Annotated in this window: 20 protein-coding genes and 1 pseudogene; 8 read left to right on the top strand and 13 right to left on the bottom strand. The window is 64.6% G+C overall.

Translation table 11 applies throughout. The features are described 5' to 3' along the window. A pseudogene (locus tag BST40_RS29645) lies at positions 1–83 on the top strand (carboxymuconolactone decarboxylase family protein); the annotation flags it as partial. Between the two features lie 208 nt (positions 84–291). Next, positions 292–1,002, top strand: a complete 711-nt coding sequence (locus tag BST40_RS23805; RefSeq protein ID WP_075548499.1) for a hypothetical protein — start codon at positions 292–294, stop codon at positions 1,000–1,002. Between the two features lie 17 nt (positions 1,003–1,019). On the opposite strand, the gene BST40_RS23800 is transcribed toward BST40_RS23805, so the two are convergent. The 7 genes from BST40_RS23800 to BST40_RS23765 form a co-directional block, all read right to left on the bottom strand. Then, positions 1,020–1,478, bottom strand: a complete 459-nt coding sequence (locus tag BST40_RS23800) for a nuclear transport factor 2 family protein (protein ID WP_075548498.1) — start codon at positions 1,476–1,478, stop codon at positions 1,020–1,022. Positions 1,479–1,545: 67 nt separating this feature from the next. Then, positions 1,546–2,628 (bottom strand): cytochrome P450 family protein, encoded by a 1,083-nt coding sequence (locus tag BST40_RS23795; RefSeq protein WP_099184086.1) that lies wholly within the window; start codon positions 2,626–2,628, stop codon positions 1,546–1,548. Between the two features lie 1,127 nt (positions 2,629–3,755). Further along, a complete protein-coding gene (locus tag BST40_RS23785; RefSeq protein WP_083155894.1) occupies positions 3,756–5,072 on the bottom strand; it encodes a cytochrome P450 in 1,317 nt (438 codons plus the stop codon). A gap of 77 nt (positions 5,073–5,149) precedes the next feature. After that, complete coding sequence (locus tag BST40_RS23780; RefSeq protein ID WP_075548495.1) at positions 5,150–5,572, bottom strand: lipoprotein LpqH; 423 nt, start codon at positions 5,570–5,572, stop codon at positions 5,150–5,152. Between the two features lie 71 nt (positions 5,573–5,643). Continuing rightward, positions 5,644–6,474 carry an SDR family oxidoreductase gene (locus BST40_RS23775; protein WP_075548494.1) on the bottom strand — a complete coding sequence of 277 codons (831 nt, stop codon included), beginning with the start codon at positions 6,472–6,474 and terminating at the stop codon, positions 5,644–5,646. A gap of 21 nt (positions 6,475–6,495) precedes the next feature. Next, a complete protein-coding gene (locus tag BST40_RS23770; RefSeq protein ID WP_075511607.1) occupies positions 6,496–6,954 on the bottom strand; it encodes an SRPBCC family protein in 459 nt (152 codons plus the stop codon). 50 nt (positions 6,955–7,004) lie between these two features. Beyond that, the gene (locus BST40_RS23765) at positions 7,005–7,421 is read right to left on the bottom strand and encodes a transglycosylase family protein (RefSeq protein ID WP_075548523.1); all 417 of its coding nucleotides are present in this window, start codon (positions 7,419–7,421) and stop codon (positions 7,005–7,007) included. Positions 7,422–8,042: 621 nt separating this feature from the next. Between BST40_RS23765 and BST40_RS23760 the strand changes: the two genes are divergently transcribed. Beyond that, positions 8,043–8,636: a hypothetical protein gene (locus tag BST40_RS23760; RefSeq protein WP_183155281.1), complete on the top strand. Its 594-nt coding sequence runs from the start codon at positions 8,043–8,045 to the stop codon at positions 8,634–8,636. A gap of 103 nt (positions 8,637–8,739) precedes the next feature. Here the strand turns inward: BST40_RS23760 and ag85B are convergent, their stop codons facing one another. Then, positions 8,740–9,717, bottom strand: coding sequence for a diacylglycerol acyltransferase/mycolyltransferase Ag85B (ag85B, locus tag BST40_RS23755; RefSeq protein ID WP_075548493.1), 978 nt, complete (start codon positions 9,715–9,717; stop codon positions 8,740–8,742). 652 nt (positions 9,718–10,369) lie between these two features. Here ag85B and BST40_RS23750 point away from each other — a divergent pair. Next, entirely contained in the window at positions 10,370–11,500 is a 1,131-nt protein-coding gene (locus BST40_RS23750) for a DUF7159 family protein (RefSeq protein WP_075548492.1), read from the top strand. Between the two features lie 20 nt (positions 11,501–11,520). On the opposite strand, the gene BST40_RS23745 is transcribed toward BST40_RS23750, so the two are convergent. From BST40_RS23745 to BST40_RS23735, 3 genes are read right to left on the bottom strand one after another with little or no spacing between them, the layout of a single operon-like run. Further along, the gene (locus BST40_RS23745) at positions 11,521–12,072 is read right to left on the bottom strand and encodes a YceI family protein (RefSeq protein WP_075548491.1); all 552 of its coding nucleotides are present in this window, start codon (positions 12,070–12,072) and stop codon (positions 11,521–11,523) included. 28 nt (positions 12,073–12,100) lie between these two features. Further along, positions 12,101–13,114, bottom strand: coding sequence for an alcohol dehydrogenase catalytic domain-containing protein (locus BST40_RS23740; protein ID WP_075548490.1), 1,014 nt, complete (start codon positions 13,112–13,114; stop codon positions 12,101–12,103). Between the two features lie 23 nt (positions 13,115–13,137). Next, the gene (locus BST40_RS23735) at positions 13,138–14,436 is read right to left on the bottom strand and encodes a cytochrome P450 (protein ID WP_075548489.1); all 1,299 of its coding nucleotides are present in this window, start codon (positions 14,434–14,436) and stop codon (positions 13,138–13,140) included. A gap of 420 nt (positions 14,437–14,856) precedes the next feature. On the opposite strand from BST40_RS23735, the gene BST40_RS23730 reads away from it, so the two are divergent. The 3 genes from BST40_RS23730 to BST40_RS23720 all read left to right on the top strand — a co-directional run bounded on the left by BST40_RS23730 (position 14,857) and on the right by BST40_RS23720 (position 15,864). Beyond that, the gene (locus BST40_RS23730; RefSeq protein ID WP_075548521.1) at positions 14,857–15,264 is read left to right on the top strand and encodes a hypothetical protein; all 408 of its coding nucleotides are present in this window, start codon (positions 14,857–14,859) and stop codon (positions 15,262–15,264) included. A gap of 17 nt (positions 15,265–15,281) precedes the next feature. Continuing rightward, on the top strand, positions 15,282–15,575 hold the full coding sequence (locus BST40_RS23725) for a hypothetical protein (protein ID WP_075548488.1): 294 nt from the start codon (positions 15,282–15,284) through the stop codon (positions 15,573–15,575). 70 nt (positions 15,576–15,645) lie between these two features. Continuing rightward, a complete protein-coding gene (locus BST40_RS23720) occupies positions 15,646–15,864 on the top strand; it encodes an Rv1893 family protein (protein WP_023364230.1) in 219 nt (72 codons plus the stop codon). A 35-nt stretch (positions 15,865–15,899) separates the two neighbouring features. Here BST40_RS23720 and BST40_RS23715 read toward each other — a convergent pair whose 3' ends face one another. Together BST40_RS23715 and BST40_RS23710 are read right to left on the bottom strand one after the other, a co-directional pair. Further along, positions 15,900–17,030 (bottom strand): nitronate monooxygenase, encoded by a 1,131-nt coding sequence (locus tag BST40_RS23715; protein ID WP_083155892.1) that lies wholly within the window; start codon positions 17,028–17,030, stop codon positions 15,900–15,902. Between the two features lie 100 nt (positions 17,031–17,130). Next, positions 17,131–17,595, bottom strand: coding sequence for a hypothetical protein (locus BST40_RS23710; RefSeq protein WP_075548520.1), 465 nt, complete (start codon positions 17,593–17,595; stop codon positions 17,131–17,133). Positions 17,596–17,697: 102 nt separating this feature from the next. Between BST40_RS23710 and BST40_RS23705 the strand changes: the two genes are divergently transcribed. Continuing rightward, entirely contained in the window at positions 17,698–18,435 is a 738-nt protein-coding gene (locus BST40_RS23705) for a glucose 1-dehydrogenase (protein ID WP_075548486.1), read from the top strand. The last annotated feature ends 112 nt before the right edge of the window (positions 18,436–18,547 follow it).

Raw genomic sequence — 18,547 nt, 5'->3', positions numbered from 1 at the left:
CGCTGTGGGTGGGCATGGGGCGGGTGCTGCGGACCCTGGACATCGGTCAGGCTTGCCGGGTGACCTTAACCAGCCGAGTCTGAAACACCTGACGCTGTCTTGGGTGACGTTGTGACGCAGCAGAATTCGTAGCGGGGAAATCCGGGCGATGTCGGTGGGGCCGAAGATCAAGCCGGTGTCGGCATTCGTCAGCCGCTGTACCGTGAAATATCTGCGACTCGACTGTTACCGTTTGGTTCGTGCACCCTTTTCGGGGCCGTCAATCCGTAGGAGCGGTAGGAGAGAAGTGCGATGCTTTCGTTGCGCGATCATCGAGTCGAGGATTACACGGAATTAGCCGATATGGACGGCACCGACGTGGGTGTCTTGACTGCAGATGACCGGGCCTGTCTGAGCGATCTCGGCGCCTATCTGGTCGCGGCTGGTGCCTGGCATCGGTTTGGTGTGTGGCTGTTGCACAAGCATTTCGATCCCGAACCGGGCGAGGTGTTCGTCGAACGTGTCATCGACTGGCCGCCGCAGACCCACACCACCCCGATTGAGCGAAATGCGTTCTCCCCAGCGGGTTTGCGTGCTACTGCAGTGCGGTTCGACAGCGAGCACGACTGCGGAATGAGCCTTGTTGGCATGGAGTTCGCCGGACCGGCCGACTTCGGCGACACTGCGCCGATCAACGACTCCGACGACGAGGTGTTGGCCGGGCTGGCCCAACGGCTGCATGACCACGGCAAAATCGACCGCTTCGGCGTGCGGCTAATCCGCAACCCATCAAAACTATCCGAGACGAAAGTGTTTTCCGAGACCTGCGACCCGTGGCGCCGGGCATTGCACTGCGACGTCATCGACCGCACACAAACTCCCGACAACGCCATCGAAACATACTGGCAATGCAAACCCACCCTGACGGAAACCGGACCGACAGCGACTCTGACATTCCTCACGGGATGCAGGCAATTTTGCACGCCGCTCGGCAGCGGCGTGCATCACCATCACCATCACTAACCGTGGCGCGGGCCGTGTCAAACTAACGCCGTGGCATCGAATACCCAGCTGGTGTCCGTATTTGCAAGGTTCTCAAAGTGGTTCGGCGGCGCGAAACTGACCAGGCTGTTGAAGTCCCAATAGTCCTTCCACACGGCGATCCTCCCGTCGACCACCTTGTGGACGCTGACGAACCTGAGCAGGCCGCGTTCGCCGGTGCTGAACGTCCAGGTCTCCGAATGCTCGTACATCACGTCGGATCCGTTGGACAGCAGCAGCCCGTCGTGGTTTTGGTAGTCGGCGAGCGGCTCCAGTCCGAGCTTCAGTCGCGTCACGATGTCGTCGGGACCACGCGCGGCCAGCGCCGGCACCGGTATGTCGACGTAGAGGCAGTCCGCGGCGAGAAAAGTCTTGACGGCATCCCAATCACGCTGCGCGAGGGCTCGCCACAGCCCGAGCACCACATCCCTGACTTCGATCGCAGAAGTGTCTGTCATAACGGCCCATGACACTCGGTACTCGTGCCCGTGTCAACCGCCGCGAGCCACTGACCGGTGCCGCGCGTCAGCCCCAGCTCACGGGTAGCGACTTGAGCGCAAACGACTTGGACGGGAATTTGATGTACGGGGTGTAGCCCTGTGGCAGTTCGAAATCGGGGATCTGCTTGAGCCACTCGCCGACAACGATTGCCAGTTCTATCCGTGCCAGGTGGGAACCCAAGCAGCGGTGCGGTCCTCCTCCAAATCCCCAATGGCGGTGCATCTTTCCGTCCATGACCAGGTTGTCAGTGGAGATCACGTCGCTGCCATCGCGGTTGATCGCGGCAGTGCACAACCGCACCGGTGTTCCTGGGGGAAGCGTCATGCCACCCACATTGACGAAGTCAGTGGTAACCCGGGCCGCCAACGGCGCCGACGGCTCAAGCCGGACGATCTCTTCAACGAAAACCTTCAGTTGCTCTGGTTTTTCGGCGAGCTCTCTGCGCAGCTGCGGTCTGCGTGCCAATTCGAACAGCGAGAAGCCGATCGCCGCGGCCACCGTGTCCAGACCGGACACAATCAGCAGTTGAGTCATGCCGAGCAGCTCGAGGTCACTGAGATCGCCCGGGCCGGTCATCACTTGCGACAACATGTCCGGGCCCGGATTCTGCCGGCGTTGTCGGATGGCGTCGGCGAAATACGCCAACAGCCCGTTACCGTCGGACGTGCCGGCGACGAAGGCGTCCTTCCAACCGATCACGCTGTCTCGGTCCTCCACCGGCAACCCGTAGAGATCCATGAATACCTGATACGGGTAGAGGCGCGCAAAATCTGTCATTACCTCACACGAGTTTCGGCGGGCAAGTGCAGCAATCATTTCAGCAGCATGGCGCTCCATCATGGGCCGGCTTTTATGCAGGGTGTTCGGGCTGAAGTACGGTTGCAGAATTTTGCGGTAGCGGGTGTGCTCGGGAGGATCGAATGCTGACGGCAGCACCGGCACCGGGCTGCCGGGGGGCTGGAGCGCCAATTGTGCGGAGAACAGATTTGGCTCGCACAGCGCCGCCAGCACGTCCCCGCGGCGGGTCAGGTAATAGGCGCCGTTCATGAACACCACCGGTCCGGCGTCCCGCAACGTCTTCCATCCGACACCCCGGTCGGCCGCCATAGGTAGCGTGGAATGCTCCAACCGGGGCAGGTGGAAGGTAAGTGGCTGACTTTCGTAGAGACTGCATCCCAAGTCCACCCACCGGGAATTGATTTGTGGTGGTCGCCCTTTGGAATTCATTGCCGTCTCACCTGGCGTGCGGCGGGCCGGGCGGGATGAGTCGCGCTGGCAAACATGACTGGTTCTCCAAGGCATTGATGTAGGGAAGTGACCGACGTCGAGTGTCGTGTCGTCCGGTCGAACGGCTTAGCCCGTTACCTCTGCGGGCAATTCAGCATGATCAGGCGAGGCCCTGTGGTTGCCTTCGCGCGTCGAAAAGCTCAGCACTAACGTAAATTGTTGTGCACGTTGGCTTCACATGGCCGAGTCTGGCGGCGCGATAAGCCGCCATTGACTTATCAGCAGCGAACGACGCAGAGCTGGGTCAACACATCTCGGTTGACCGGAGCACCCGTGGGCGCAGTCCGGTAGACGATGCTCGGCCGAGGCTCTGACTCAGCAGCCGATGACGGCAACGCCAACCAGTCGCATCGAGGCGATAAGGGGATCCAACTGGTCGGCCGATCGCGCGTCATCCACATGCTGTGGAAGGGCTTCTTGATCCTCGGCGTCGCGCTCTGGAGAAAGCCATGGTCTCGATTGCTGATGGGTCGCGCCGCGGGATGAAATTGCACCTGGCTATGGGTCCACGACGCCGGCTCGGGCAATGTAGCCGGAGAAAACCGGGGCCGCAACGAGGACCCTGCGATCAGCGCAACGAATAGACTCAGCGCGGCAGCGATTGCGATGGTCGAATGCCATCGTCGGGTCGCGCCAGTGCTCCGAAGCCTCACCGTGGCACGAGGATACAGCCGTAGGCTTGGACAGCAATCTTAGCGAGCTGTGAAAACGGTCAAAGTCCGGTGCCTGCTGCCGCAGCTAGCTTAATGCCCGCCGATACATCTCATGGGTGCCCCTCGCTTCTCGCTTCACCTGCCAAGCGCTACGGATGCTGTGAAAAGCTCGTGGCGACAGAGCTTGCCCCCCGCGTGGCCAGCCCTGCGGTCTGAGATTCGCCCCATTCGACATCCCACCACCAACCCCCGCCTATTGCCGCGCGGTTAGCTTTGACCACTTAGGCGCATCCGCTACCGGGCGGCCAGCGTGCGGGCCGGCCCCAGGGTGACCGGCAACGTCGACCAGCCCCGGAGCACTCGGGTGTCGCGTCTACTTCCGGAACCGGCGGCCCGCACCTCGGGGAAGCGCTCGAAGAACATGCGTAACCCGACTTCGCCCTCGGCTCGGGCAAGCGCGGCGCCCAGGCAGAAGTGGCGGCCGCTGGAGAACGCGAGATGTCTTCCGGCATTAGGACGTTCGATGTCGAAGCGGTGAGGATCGGAGAACACCGCCGGATCGCGGTTGGCACCGGCTAGACAGATCACCACCATCTCGCCGCGGTTGATGGGCACGCCGGCGAGCTCGACGTCGGTGCGGGCCACCCGCGCGGTGAGCTGGACCGGCGAATCCAACCGCAAGATCTCTTCGACCGTGTTCGGCCACAGGTCAGGACGTTGGCGCAGGGTATCCAGATGCTCGGGCATGTCCAGCAACATCCGAATTCCGTTGCCCAACAGGTTGACTGTGGTTTCAAAGCCGGCGACCAACACCAGGCCGGCGACCGCATGCAGCTCGTCGTCGTCGAGATGCGTTTCCGGATTGCCACTTTCGGCCGTGCGGATCAGCTGGCTCATCAGGTCGTCGCCGGGGGCTCGTCGCAGCTGTTCGAGATGCGACACCAGCCAGGCGTTGAACCCCGTCACACCGCGCTGCACCCGCTGGTACTGCCGGTAGGGCACGCCAATATCCAGGCTGGGCGCTGCCAGTTCACCGAATTCCAGGACCCGTCGGCGGTCGTGGGCCGGCACTCCCAAGATCTCGCTGATCACCGCGATCGGCAGCTGGGAACAATAGCGGCCGACGACGTCGACCACACCGGGCTGGGCGGCGAGCTGATCCAAGAGATTGATGGCGGTCTGCTCGACCCGATCACGCAGCGCGGCAACGGCCCTCGCGGTGAACACCGCCGACACCGTCTTGCGATAGCGGGTGTGATCGGGCGGTTCGACCGCCAGCAGCGACGGCGGCCGCAGCGGGTGTAGCTGATTATCGCGGGTACGGCGCTCCAGCCATCGCAGCGGCGCCGGCAGGTTCTCGCCGAGCGAGATGACCTGGAAGTCGTCGGAGCGCAAGATGTTATGGCCGAGCTGATGGTCGACGGTCAGGCAGTTGACCCGGGTCCGCACCAACCGGCCGTGGCGGCGCAGCTCGTCGTAGAACGGCACCGGGTTAGCGGCGACGGCCGGATCGGCGATGAGCCGGGCCTGTAGTTCGCCTCGTCGAACGCCGATGTTGGCCATGCCGCGGATCACCCCGTGCAACGCCAGCCAGTGCAGTCGGTCCTTCACCGCTCCTCCATCCCGTTGCAGGCCAGGGCGCATTGCGACCCAGCCTAAGCCTTTCGGGCCGGGACGCGTGTGACGTTTCAGCAGTCGGCGACGATCGTGAAGTCCGTGGTGACGACCTTGTTGGGATTGCTGTTGCCGATGCCATAGGCGCTGCCGGTGATGGTGTAGGTGCCACGGGACAGGTCGGCATGGGCCTGGCCCACCCCGCCTTCCCAGAAGCTGCCGCTGAACCCGTCGACGTTGCGGATCTTGACCCATTGCGGGATCACCCGTTCACCGCTGACCAAGACCACGGCCTGGACGTGTCCGTCGCGGTCACGGATGTCGATGGTCCGGAAGGACTGCTCCTGGCTGCATGCGGCCGGACGTGTGGTGCGGGTGTATCCGTCGATTGTCAGATGTGCGGCCTTGCGCGGGACGGTCTGCGCCTCGGCGCACCCGGAAAGACCTGCGACCACGACCACGGCAATCCCTGCCACTCTGACAAACCGGCTTCGCACCAGCCACCTCCCTTGTGGGCCTTGTGGGCCTTGCGGGCCTTGCGGGCCTTGCGGGTCTTGTGCACGAAACTTTACTGCTGCCGCGGATCCAACCTGGGTAGGGCTTTGATGATGAGGCGCCGGACGAACTCCGGACTAACCCCCTTGAGCCGATCGATCCACCGGATGCTTTGGGGCACATACCAATGCAATCTGGTGGGATGCTGGTAGGCCTGCCAGGCCGCCTCGGCGACGCTGGTCGCGGGCATCAGCCGGAACATGCCCTTCTTGGGCGCGGCGGCCCGGATCTGCTGCGCCGAAAGCGTGGGCGCGCCCTCCTCGGAATGCTGGCGCGTCGAGGTGAGAATCGCGGTGTCGATCAGACCGGGTAACACGTCGGCCACCCGCACACCGTGGCGCTGCCACTCCACGCTGAGCGCCTCGGTCAGCCCTTTGACCGCGTGCTTGGTGGCCGAGTAGACGGCCAGTCGCGGCATGCCATAGGTGGCCGAAGACGAGGACGTGGAGAACATCAGACTGCCCGGGGCCTTCTTCAGGTAGGGCAGCGCGCCGTAAGCCCCGGTCAGCACCGCCTTGAAGTTGACCTCGACGACCCGCATCGCGACGTCATACGGCACGTCTTCGAACCATCCGCCTTCGCCGATGCCGGCGTTGTTCCACATCATGTCGAGCGCGCTGCCGGTATTGCCGGCGCAAAAGTCGGCGAGCGCCGAGTCGAGCGCGTCCTTGTCGGTCACGTCGACCACTCGTGTCCACAACCGGGCGCCGAGCTCGCCGCTCAGGGTTGCCAGACCGGCGTCGTCGCGGTCCACCGCACCGACGCGCCAGCCGTTGGCGTAAAAGAGCCGTGCCCCCTCGCGGCCCATTCCGCTGCCGGCGCCGGTGATGAATATCGACTTCATACGATCTGGTAACGCCCGCCCTCAGTCGGCCTCGACCACATCTTTGATGCGTTGCAGCGTCTTGGTCATGTCCCGGATGTTGCGGCGTTTGCGCAGCCAGCCACCGAATGCCCAGTAATACACGGTCGTGAACACCGAAGGGGTGAGCCGGAACGACTCGGTGACATCGGTGCCATCGCCCGCCGGTGCGAGCCGGTAGTGCCAATTGTTCACCGATCTACCGCCGGCCATCACAGCAAACCCGAACTCGCGAGGGCGCTCACACGCCGTCACCTTGCACACGGTCCAGTAGACGGGACCGATCTCGTTGCGCCGGACGTGTCCGCGGAATCGGGCGCCGAGCGCCGGGCCGGTCGCGCCGTCCAGCCACTCGGCCTCGAACGTTTCCGGTGAAAACCGTCCGGTGTTACGAATATCGGCGATTAAATCCCAGATCTTTTCCGCTGGGGCCGCCATGTGGACCGTTGCCGAACCCTCCATAGGATGATCCAATCACGTCCCTGTAACGCTGGGAACGGAAACAGCGATATTCACTGATGCGGTGTGAATAGCGAGATGATCTCGGTCACCGTCTGCTGCAGCTGCCGTACCGGCTTGGGCAGCGCCACGGGCACGGGCGGCAGACCGCCGGCACTGGCGCACTTCGGCCACGCGGCGGGGCCCTGGCCGGCTAGGACTCGGTTGGCCACAGCGATTTGTTGCTGCTTAGAGGCGGTCGCGGGGTTGCCGACGCCACCGTACTCGTCCCATGTCGCTTGCTTGAACTGCAGTCCACCGTAGGCTCCGTTGCCGGTGTTGGCGGTCCAGTTCCCACCCGACTCGCACTGCGCGACGGCGTCCCAGTTCATGACGTCGGCGTGGGCGATGCCGGTGGATAGTGACATCGACGCTGCGACGAAAGCGGCGGCCGTGGCGGACTTGATCAGGGGCTTTGCGATGCGTGTCATGTCCGGCATTTCGGCGGCCGTGGCTAAAGCGTTACCGCCTAGAAAAACTTATGAAATTGGTTAGCCGCCGCATTGTGATTTGCGCAAACGACGTCCAGCCAAGCGAATCAAACCACCGGCGGGCACTGGGCGGACGGGTCACGCTGTGGCCTGGATCGCCCGTTGACAACGGCTTGTTCAAACGAGCAGCCCGTGTTGACTCACCGGGTCTGCTGGCGGTTACGCTGAGGTATGGCGACGAGTCCAGCAAACTTCACGAGGCCGCAATCTGAGACAAAATCTTAGGGTTGGGCACCTCGGGCGCGGGCCCTGGTGCCGACGGCTCGCGGGGCGGCCGATGGGTGGCCGGGCCTGCGGCCCGCGGCCCGGACTCCCGGTGGGCCGCCACCGGATGGATGTTGTGAGAGCGGCTGTTGACTCAGGTTTCGTTTGCGAAACCCGCGGCCTCGGTCCGAGGCTCTTGCGTCACGGTATCTGACAGTCGACGATGGCGGGGTGGCCGCTGAAGCCGCCGCTATTCGCGAGCCGAGTCGCACCGTCGCGGTTCGTCTCGCCGCTCAGTTGTCCGTGGTGTATCGACGGCCTGATCCCCGGCATTTCCGGAGATGATCAGGTCAGCTGATGGTTCGACACGCCGCTACTAGCGCAGATTGGTTGCGGGCCAGAGGGATTCGGGCCGTACTCGCCGCTGCGCTGGTGACATGCTTGTTGCTCGGCGCAGCTGTCCTGCTGGTGGCGAACCGCCATCGTGCGTCGTCGGCCAACTCTGGCGACCACCCCGTCGGCCCCCTCGACGACGCCGCAACCGAGGCCCAGGTTGTCGACAAGGCAAAACAAATCGTGACGGCCGCCGGACTTCAGACCAGCACCGCCGGATACCTGTTGATGTCGTGCAAGAACCGGGACGATCCGCCGTATCAAGGGGCGGTCTACCTGACCTTCGCGCTGCCCGCCGAGGCACCTGCCGACCGGTACTTTCGCGATGTCACAGCAGCGCTGGTCAGGCACGGCTGGACCGAGGGGCTACCGCCTAACGACCAGGTGTTCGGCAGGACGCTGTCCAAGGACGCCGTCACGGCGATCATCTACCGTCACCGTGACGACGCGGGCGCGGGGGTCCTGCGGCTGTACGGTCAGTGCCGCAACGTCAATGACCACCGTCGCGACAGCACCGCATGGGTCGATATCACCAACCAGTTGGTGGCGGGCAGTTAGACCGGCTCGTTGAACGTGCCGGACCAGCCGCCAAGGAACCGAACACACCACTGGGCTCGACGGCGTCTAGCCGTCAAGCCCAGTAGCTGCACGCGTTGCGCGATCAGCGGGCGCCGAGGCTGGCCTGCAGGTCACCCTTCATGGCGTTGAGCTGTGCGCCCCAGTACTCCCAGCTGTGCGTTCCGTTGGCGTCTAAATTGAACACGGCATTGTGCCCGCCTGCGGCGTTGTAAGCGTCCTGGAATTTCAGGTTACTGCTGCGAACGAAGTTCTCCAGGAACTCGGCGGGGACATTGGCGCCGCCCAACTCGGACGGGGTGCCGTTGCCGCAGTAGATCCACAGACGGGTGTTGTTGGCGACCAGCTCGGGAATATGCAGCGACGGGTCGTTACGCTGCCAGGCCGGGTCGCTCGAAGGTCCCCACATGTCCGAGGCTTTGTAACCACCGGCGTCACCCATCGCCAGGCCGATCAGGGACGGCCCCATGCCCTGGGAGGGGTCCATCAGGGCCGACAGCGAACCGGCGTAGACGAACTGCTGCGGGTGGTAGACGGACAGGATCAGGGCCGAGGAGCCGGCCATCGAGATGCCGACGGCGGCGCTCCCGGTGGGCTTGACACTCCGGTTCGCGGACAGCCATTGCGGCAGCTCGCTGGTCAGGAAGGTCTCCCACTTGTAGGTCTGGCAGCCGGCCTTGCCGCAGGCCGGGCTGTACCAGTCACTGTAGAAACTGGACTGGCCACCGACCGGCATGATGACCGACAGGCCCGATTGGTAGTACCACTCGAAGGCCGGGGTGTTGATATCCCAGCCGTTGTAGTCGTCTTGAGCGCGGAGACCGTCGAGCAGGTACACCGCCGGCGAGTTGTCCCCGCCGCTTTGGAATTGAACCTTGATACTGCGACCCATCGCAGCCGACGGCACCTGGAGGTATTCCACCGGCAGGCCGGGCCGGGAGAACGCTCCCGCGGTCGCCGCTCCGCCGGCGAGTCCGACCAGGCCAGGAAGGGCCGCAGCAGCGGCCGCGCCGACCAGAAGGCGTCGGCCCCACGCCCGCATCTTCCCGCTCACGTCTGTCATACCCTGCCCCTTGTCCGTATGTGCTCGCGTGCTCCCGGCAGAACTTACCGTGTGAGGAGGGCAAATGTCGATCGGGGCACGAAGTCATTCCATTTCGATATCGGTTACCTCCGCCGACGCAGCAACTGTGCTATGCGAGTCGGCGACGGACTCACCGCTTGCCCCGTTGCCCCGTTGCGGCCCGGATAATCCGAGAGCGCAAACGAGTGCTATGCACCCGGAGCAGGGCAGAAGGTGGCAGGCGGGGAGCGGTACAAAGAATAGTTAATCGATGCGGCACGCCGGACCTCGACACGCCGGACGTAGCTCGAGCAACGTTTCGCGGGTTTACCCCGGGCTGGTGCCCAGACCACTGGGAAGCCCGCTGCCGGCGCATCCGGCGCAAGTCCTCGGCGGCGGCCGGCGATCCGGTCGCCATGTTCGTTTCATGTGAGTCACCTGGCGGTTTGCCCACCGGAGGAGCCGAACTTGCGCCGACCGCGTAGTCTCTGTCAGGCAAGCCGATGGAGACAACGATCCTCCGGGCTATCCGGTCCGTTCCGGCGCTCACGCACCAGCACACCAAGCCCCTCGGTGGATGCGGGCGCGACGGCGTTGGCTCGAGGCGCCTGAAGAACCGGGAACGATTCGGGAACGATTGAGGTGCGAAATTTTGGAGACGGTACTTGGGCTGTCAGTGACACCGACCGCCGTAGGTTGGGTCCTGGCTGAAGGGCACGGCGCTGAGGGCACCATCCTGCATCACAACGAAATGCAGCTGCGCGGTGGCCGAGGAGTAGGCGTCGTCCATGCCGCGGAACAGGCGGCGGCGGAAGTCATTCGTGCGGGGGAATTGGCAGCCGCGGCCGGCCACCGTTTACGTGTCGTCGGCGTGACGTGGAACGACGAAGCTTCCGCCCAAGCCGCGCTACTGGTCGAGGCCTTGACCGACGCCGGATTCGACAACGTTGTACCGGTTCGGCTGCTCGATGCCGTCGAGACGCTGGCCGAGGCGGTCGCACCGGTCATCGGATACGAACAGACCGCGGTGTGCATCCTCGAGGACGGATGGGCAACCGTCGTCATGGTCGACACCCGCGACGGAAAGACCCAAACGGCAGTCAAACATGTCCGTGGTGGTTATGACGGGCTGACCTCGTGGCTGACCGGAATGTTCGACCGCAGTGCGTGGCGTCCGGCCGCCGTGGTGGTGGTGGGTTCCGACCTTGACATCAGCGACTTTTCTTGGCAACTCGAAACCGCCCTTCCGGTACCGGTTTTCGCGCAGACCATGGCGCAGGTGACAATCGCGCGAGGTACGGCGCAGGCGGCGGCCCGAACCACCGAGTTCACCGACGAGCGACTGGTTGCAGGCTCCGGTGAAACCACCACCGTGTCCAAGCGGTCACGCCAATACGCCGGAGCTGCAACCACTTTGGCTGCGGCGGCGGTGACCTTCGTGGCTTCGGTGTCGTTGGCGGTTGGCCTGCAAGTAACTCCGGACAGGCACTCCGAAACGGCACAGCACTCCATACCCACCTCGACGCCGGAAATCGCCGAGGCAGTTGCGACGGCAGGTCCGGTGCCCGCGAGTGCCCAGCTGCACGCTCCTCTTCCGGGGCCCGCGACACAGCGGGAGCCAATCCAGCTCACCTCCGGTGAAGAGCTCACCGACGCCATCCCCGAGCAGCCCAACGACGTTGCGTCGCAACCGGGTCCGAGCGATGGATCGCCCCTGCTGACCCGGGTGCTCAAGCACATTCCCGGCACCTATGGCGACACCGGTATGGAGCCGCCGGAGTAGTCGAACCGCCGGGTCGACGGTCAACCGTCCTTGGGCCGAACCGCGGTAAAGGACACGGTCACCTCGTCGGCGACCTGCAGCGAGCCCATCAACAGCGAATAAGGCTTGACCCCGTAGTCGGACTGGCGAACCGTCGACTCGGCAGACATCGCCCAGGAGTCACCAAGATCCTCGGTGTGCAGGTCGATCACGTGTTGACGCGACTTGCCCCGGATCTGCAGCTGCCCGGTGAGGCGGTAACCGCTCTCGGTCTTGTCGATCTCTGCTGCGGTGAAGCGGATATCGGGAAAGCGACCGGCGTTGAGCGACTTCAGCGCATTCGACCGGACCAGGGCCTTCTCCGGCCCGGACAGGCTCTTGACACCACCCTCGCCGCGCAACACCTCCAGTGAATCCACCTCCACGGCAAGGTCTGCGGTGGCGGGTTCATCAGCCGCCCAGCTCACCGTGGCCTGCCAGCGAGTCATTCCGATGGTGAGCCGATGGCCCATTCGGGCGGCTCGACCCGCGACACCGGTACGAACGATCAACTCACCGACGGACGGGTCCAGCGCCCACACCGTGTCGCTCACGGCACGACTCTATAGCTGCGCGCGGTACTCACATGGTGAGGACGGTGCGATAGCGTGTCCGTCCCTGCTCCATCGCCGCGTAACCGTCCGCCGCGCGCGAAAAAGGTATCTCCTCGACCCAGGCCCGCACACCGGACAGCACCGCGAAATGCATGGTGTCCTCCACGTCCTTCGCGGTACCGGAGGGATGTCCGGAAATGCTGAGGGCCGGATTGATCAGCTGCCTCGGACTGATCGGGAGGGGATCGGTGGTCACACCGACCACAACCAGTTCACCGCGAGGAAGTAAGCCGGGCACCGTCGCGGCCATGGCAGCTGAGTTGCCGGCCGTGGCCAGCACGACCGCGACACCGCCGAGCTTGCGCAGCGCTTCGGCAACGTCGCCGCTGGTGGAGTCGACGTAGTGATGGGCCCCCAGCTGGCGCGCATCCTCGGCTTTGGCGGCCCCTCTGGCGATGGCGATGGTCTCGAAGCCCATCGCCCGGGAGAACTGCACACCGAGGTGACCCAGACCGCCGATGCCGAGAATCGCCACCCGGTCACCGGGCAGCGCCTTGGTGTGGCGCAGTGCGTTATATGTGGTGACACCGGCGCAGCACATGGGAGCCGCTTCCACGTCAGAGAGTTCGGACGGAATGCGCGCCAGCGCGTTGGCGGGGACGGTCACCGATTCCGCGTAGCCACCGGGGTACTGCCAACCGGGCACCTTCATGTTCGCGCAGTGGATAAAGGTGCCGGTGCGGCAGGGGGCGCACCGGTTGCAGTGCCCGCCGAACCAGCCGACGGCGACTCGGTCGCCGATCTCGAAATCAGCGACGCGCTGGCCGAGTTCGACTACCGTGCCCGCGATCTCATGCCCCGGCGTCAATGGCCAAGGGGTGTTCGGAAAGCCGCCGTTGACGAACGCCCGGTCGGTGCCGCAGACCCCGCACGCGGACACCGCGATGCGTACCTCGTCATGGGCAGGCGGCGCAGTGTCGACGTCGACGAGCTCCAATGCCGCACCCGCCGAAGCTATCCGGACCGCCTTGTGCGTGGGCATGCGCTTATCCTATCGGCTCAAGCTCAATGTGCCACAGGGCATTTCGTCGACGCGGTGCTGTGATAGTCGACCTGCCAGTGCTTGATTCCGTTCAGCCAGCCGGACCGCAGCCGTTCGGGCTTGCCTGTCGACTCCAAATCGGGCATGGCGTCGGCGATGGCATTGAACATCAAGTCGATGGTCATCCTCGCCAAGTTGGCACCGATGCAGTAATGCGCGCCGGTGCCGCCGAATCCCACGTGCGGATTGGGGCTACGCAGAATGTTGAAGGTGAACGGGTCGTCGAACACCTCTTCGTCGAAATTGGCTGAGCGGTAGAACATCACCACTCGCTGACCCTTCTTGATCCGCACCCCGGACAGTTCGTAGTCCTGCAGCGCGGTCCGCTGGAACGAGGTGACCGGGGTGGCCCACCGCACGATCTCGTCGGCCGTGGTAGCGGGTCGCTCCCGCTTGTACAGCTCCCACTGGTCGGGAAAGTCGGTGAAGGCCATCATGCCCTGGGTGATGGAGTTGCGGGTGGTCTCGTTGCCGGCAACGGCCAGCAGAATGACGAAGAAGCCGAACTCGTCCTCGGAGAGCTTGTGTCCGTCGATGTCGGCCTCGACGAGCTTGGTCACGATGTCCGGCCCCGGGTTTTTGGCCCGGTCGGCCGCCATGTGCATGGCGTACATGATCAGTTCGACCGAAGCGGTAATGGCGTCATTGCTGGCGAACTCGGGATCCTGGTCGCCCACCATCTGGTTCGACCAGTGGAAGAGCTTCATCCGGTCTTCCTGGGGCACGCCGAGCAATCCGGCGATGGCCTGCAACGGCAGTTCGCAGGACACCTGCTCGACAAAGTCGCCGGACCCCTGCGCCGCAGCGGCCTCGACGATGCGCCGGGCGCGCTCGTTGAGGTCGTCGCGCAGCCGCTCGACGGCCCCCGGCGTGAAGCCGCGGGAGATGATCTTGCGCAACCGGGTGTGCTGCGGGTCGTCCATGTTGAGCAGGACGAACTTGCCTCGTTCGATCTGCTCGGCGACCGTGCCGTCTTTGTAGCGTGGCAGCGCAGTCTTTTGCAGGCTGGAGAAGATGTCACTGCGGCGCGAGATCTCTTTGACATCTTTATGTTTGGTCACCACCCAATAGCCGCCGTCGTCGAAGCCGCCGCAGCCGATCGGCTGTTTGTTCCACCATATCGGCGCGCATCGGCGCATCTCGGCCAGTTCTGCCACCGGCAGGCGCTCGGCATAGATGTCGGGGTCGGTGAAGTCGAACCCGGGAGGCAGGTTGGGTACCGGCTTGGCTGTTGGCTTGGCGGTTGACTTGGCTGTTGACAAAGCCCACTCCTCAATATGAATTCTGCTAGTGGTCGTCTACTGCCAATAATCCATTGCTCCACCTGAGATGGGAAGCATCGACGCAACGTGGCGAATGCCGAACTGTAACGTGTTCAGCCGCCTTGGCCAGCAGCCGCGGATGCGCCCCGACGAGCTCGCGCGTTGTTCCCGGTGCTTGTGGTCCCGACCGGTCGGGAACGCGTTCGGCGGGCGGGGGAGCGGCCTAGCCTGGGGCGACGGATGCCGACCGACTGTCGCCACCATCGTGGCGGCGGATTGTCCGGTGATCAGCGGGTAGCGGGAAATGCCCTGGTCACCTGCCCCACATCGACAAGATCGGCGTGGGTCACGGCGGCTGTTGTGGGCTACGCCACAGTCGTTATGCTGTGGTGAAACTAGCCGGTGCATGAAGGGGTGGACATGATTCGGGAACTGTTGACCACCGCTGCGGTCGCCGGGGCCGCGATCGGCCTAGCCCCGGTCGCCGGCGCCGATAACGGCCGCTACCCGGGCGATGTGCCGGGCATGAACTATGACGCCTCGTTGGGAGCGCCGTGTGACAACTACGAGCGCTTCATCTTCGGCCGCGGCACCAGCGGCCAGGCCGAGGCCTGTCATTTCCCGCCGCCGAACCAGTTCCCGGCAGCCACCACCGGTTATTGGGTGATCTCCTACCCGCTGTACGGAGTGCAGCAGGCGGGCGCCCCGTGCCCGGGTCCGCAGGCGGCGGCGCAGACGCCGGACGGCCTGCCGATGTTGTGTCTGGGAGCGCAGGGATGGCAAGCCGGGTGGTTCACCGGGGCCGGGTTCTTCCCGCCCGAAGGATGATCGGTTGACCTAGAGCGATGACGACCGACCGCACGCCAGCCGAGGCTCCGATGCCACGATGGTTGCGGTTGGTCCTCGCGTCGGATCGGGCGGGCTCGGCATGGTACGTCGGGACCGGTTTCTTCTTTGCGCCGGTGCTGGCCCTGGTGTCACCGTGGCCGGCGGTCACCGCGGTGCTGTGGTGGATCATCGCGCTGGCGGGGTTATGGCTGGGGCTGCTCGGCATCGCGATGGCCGTCGGGCTGGCACGCGTATTGCGGTCCGGCGAGGAGATTCCGGAGCGCTACTGGCGCACGCTGGTCGACTACTGACCCGGAAACTCAGGCCCCTTGTGGGGCTACAGTCGTAGCAAGCATCCCGTCAACGAATTAGGAGCCTCCGATGGCCATCAATCCCAAAGATGCAGTCGACGCAGCCAAGGACATCGCGACCAACGCCGTCGAGAAGGCGTCGGACATCGTCGAAAACGCCGGCGACATCATCCGCGGCGACATCGCCGGGGGCGCCAGCGGCATCGTGCAGAGCTCGATCGACATCGCCACCCACGCGGTCGACAGAGTAAAAGAGGTATTCACCGGCAAGGACGACGACCTGGACTAATGGGTCTAGCCGGTGCTCGGGCGTCTCAGGACGTCTCAGACGGTCGCGGCGGCGTTGAGCTCGTCGAGCCGGTTCGTTGCCTCGAGGTACTCCTGCACCCACCGCTGGATGACGGAAGCGGTCTTCTCGACCTTGGTGAACTGACCGACGACCTGCCCGATGGGATTGAACGCGACGTCGACGCTCTCGTTGGGATATTTGTTGGTGGCCCGCACCGCTATACCGGACACCATGTACTGCAACGGCATGCCCAGCGGTTTCGGGCTGTCCGGCTGCTCCCAGGCCTCGGTCCAGTCGTTGCGGAGCATCCGAGCCGGCTTACCGGTGAATGACCGGCTGCGCACGGTGTCACGGCTGCTGGCCTTGGCATAGGTGGCTTGCTGAACCGGAGTGTTGGCGGCTTCCTCGACCATCAGCCACTGCGAGCCGGTCCAGGCTCCCTGTGCGCCCAATGCCAACGCCGCCGCGATCTGCTGGCCGCTGCCGATGCCCCCGGCGGCCAAGACCGGTACCGGGGCCACCTCCTTGACCACCTGCGGCCACAGCACGATGGAGCCGACCTCGCCGCAATGCCCACCGGCCTCCCCACCCTGAGCGATGATGATGTCGACGCCGGCGTCGGCATGCTTTCGGGCCTGCGAGGGCGAGCCGCACAACGCCGCAACCTTGCGTCCGGCGTCGTGAATGTGGCTGATCATGTCCGCCGGTGGAGTGCCGAGCGCGTTGGCGATCATTGCCACCTTCGGGTGTTTGAGCGCCACTTCAACCTGCGGGGTGGCCGTCGCCTCGGTCCAGCCGAGCAGCTGCAAGCTTTCCTTGTCGCCGTCCTCGACCGGCACACCGTGATCAGCGAGAATCTTGCGGGCGAAGTCCAGATGCTCCTGGGGCACCATCTTGCGCAGTGTCTCGGCCAGTTCCTCGGCAGACAGATGCGAGTCCATGCCTTCGTATTTGTTCGGGATCACGATGTCGACGCCGTACGGGTGATCGCCGATGTGCTCGTCGATCCAGTCCAGCTCGATCGCCAGCTGCTCGGGGGTGAAGCCGACGGCGCCGAGCACGCCGAATCCGCCGGCTTTGCTGACAGCCACGACGACGTCACGGCAGTGGGTGAAAGCGAAGATCGGGAACTCGATACCGAGGTCGTCACATATGGCGGTGTGCATGCCTGCTCCTAGGACGCGCGCCGAATTGAAACGTGTTCTAGTTTAGTACGGTAGCGGCTGGCGCGGCCAGCAAGGTGGCGCACGTCGCGACTAGGGCCCTTCAGCGGGCGACGCTGTATGCCAGCCATAGGAGCAGAAACACCAGCATGAAACCGACGCAGACGAGGTGATCCCGGCAGATGGCTCGCGCGAAGCGGGTCTGTTCGGCAGGACCATCGACGCGCTTTCCAAGTCGAACCGCGCGGGGAACCGTGTGCACCGCGGCCAGCCCGACGGGGATACCGGCGAGAACGGCCGACGCCGCCACCAACCAACCGGGCTCGGGACCGCGCACGGCCACGAACGCCAGGCTGCCCACCAAGATCACCATCACCAGCGCGATCAGCCGGCTCATCGGGCGCGACGTGGTGGTCGCGCGGTGGTAGTAGCCCGCAATGGACGCCAGCACCGGCTCGGGCAGTTGGTCGCTCGTGTGTCGGTAGCGCAGAACCTGGATGTCGAAAATCAAATCCATCCACAAGACAGCGAGCAAGAACCCGCCGCAGGCCGTGAGTAACGGGGCCACGACGCTCATTCACCTCCCTTTGGCAACCGGCGCCGTTCGCTGGTCGCGACCCAGTCGAACAGCCTCTCGCACCGCGATGTCCTGCGAGTAGCCTGGCCCGTCATGGGCCGGGTGGACAACAAGGTGGCACTGATCAGCGGTGGTGCTCGCGGGATGGGGGCCTCCCATGCCCGGTTGCTCGTCGCCGAAGGCGCCAGGGTGGTGATCGGTGACATTCTCGATGACGACGGCCGGGCCCTGGCCGGCGAGTTGGGCCCGGCGGCGCGTTACGTCCATCTGGACGTGACCCAACCGGGGCAGTGGACGGCGGCCGTCGAAACGGCGGTGGGGGAGTTCGAGAAGCTCGACGTCCTTGTCAACAACGCCGGGATCATCAACTACGGTCCGCTCAAGACTTTTGACCTGACCAAGTGGCGACAGATCCTCGACGTCAATGTCACCGGCACCCTGTTGGGTATCCAGGCTGTTATCGACCCGATGATCGCTGCCGGCGGCGGTTCGATCATCAACGTCTCATCCATCGAGGGCCTGCGCGGCGCGGCGTGGGTGCACGGGTATGTGACGTCGAAGTGGGCGGTGCGCGGGTTGACGAAGTCCGCGGCATTGGAGTTGGCGCCCAACAACATTCGGGTCAACTCGATTCACCCGGGACTGATCCGCACCCCGATGACCGCCAAACTGCCCCAGGACATGCTCCACATCCCGCTCGGACGCCCCGGAGAACCCGAGGACGTGTCGACGTTCGTGCTGTTCCTGGCCAGCGACGAGTCGTCATATGCCACCGCCGCCGAATTCGTCGTGGACGGCGGCGTGATCGCCGACGTTTCACACAAGCAGTAGCGGGCCGTCACCCGGCGCTGCGGGCGCTGGCATCCTCCCATTGGTCGAGGCGGGCCAGGAAGAAGGCTTCGGCCTCGTCGTAGCTGATGTTCGCGTCGGGGGCGATGCGGGC

It is taken from the genome of Mycobacterium persicum (genome assembly GCF_002086675.1).
Classification (GTDB): Bacteria; Actinomycetota; Actinomycetes; order Mycobacteriales; family Mycobacteriaceae; genus Mycobacterium; species Mycobacterium persicum.
This window is presented reverse-complemented; position numbering and strand designations above follow the sequence as displayed.

Excerpts from the sequence above, each read along its gene's own strand:
- BST40_RS23805 (WP_075548499.1), top strand. The coding sequence starts at position 292 with ATGCTTTCGTTGCGCGATCATCGAGTCGAGGATTACACGGAATTAGCC.
- BST40_RS23800 (WP_075548498.1), bottom strand. The coding sequence starts at position 1,478 with ATGACAGACACTTCTGCGATCGAAGTCAGGGATGTGGTGCTCGGGCTG.
- BST40_RS23795 (WP_099184086.1), bottom strand. The coding sequence starts at position 2,628 with ATGGCGGCCGACCGGGGTGTCGGATGGAAGACGTTGCGGGACGCCGGA.
- BST40_RS23775 (WP_075548494.1), bottom strand. The coding sequence starts at position 6,474 with ATGAAGTCGATATTCATCACCGGCGCCGGCAGCGGAATGGGCCGCGAG.
- BST40_RS23770 (WP_075511607.1), bottom strand. The coding sequence starts at position 6,954 with ATGGAGGGTTCGGCAACGGTCCACATGGCGGCCCCAGCGGAAAAGATC.
- BST40_RS23765 (WP_075548523.1), bottom strand. The coding sequence starts at position 7,421 with ATGACACGCATCGCAAAGCCCCTGATCAAGTCCGCCACGGCCGCCGCT.
- BST40_RS23760 (WP_183155281.1), top strand. The coding sequence starts at position 8,043 with ATGGTTCGACACGCCGCTACTAGCGCAGATTGGTTGCGGGCCAGAGGG.
- ag85B (WP_075548493.1), bottom strand. The coding sequence starts at position 9,717 with ATGACAGACGTGAGCGGGAAGATGCGGGCGTGGGGCCGACGCCTTCTG.
- BST40_RS23740 (WP_075548490.1), bottom strand. The coding sequence starts at position 13,114 with ATGCCCACGCACAAGGCGGTCCGGATAGCTTCGGCGGGTGCGGCATTG.
- BST40_RS23730 (WP_075548521.1), top strand. The coding sequence starts at position 14,857 with ATGATTCGGGAACTGTTGACCACCGCTGCGGTCGCCGGGGCCGCGATC.
- BST40_RS23725 (WP_075548488.1), top strand. The coding sequence starts at position 15,282 with ATGACGACCGACCGCACGCCAGCCGAGGCTCCGATGCCACGATGGTTG.
- BST40_RS23720 (WP_023364230.1), top strand. The coding sequence starts at position 15,646 with ATGGCCATCAATCCCAAAGATGCAGTCGACGCAGCCAAGGACATCGCG.
- BST40_RS23715 (WP_083155892.1), bottom strand. The coding sequence starts at position 17,030 with ATGCACACCGCCATATGTGACGACCTCGGTATCGAGTTCCCGATCTTC.
- BST40_RS23705 (WP_075548486.1), top strand. The coding sequence starts at position 17,698 with ATGGGCCGGGTGGACAACAAGGTGGCACTGATCAGCGGTGGTGCTCGC.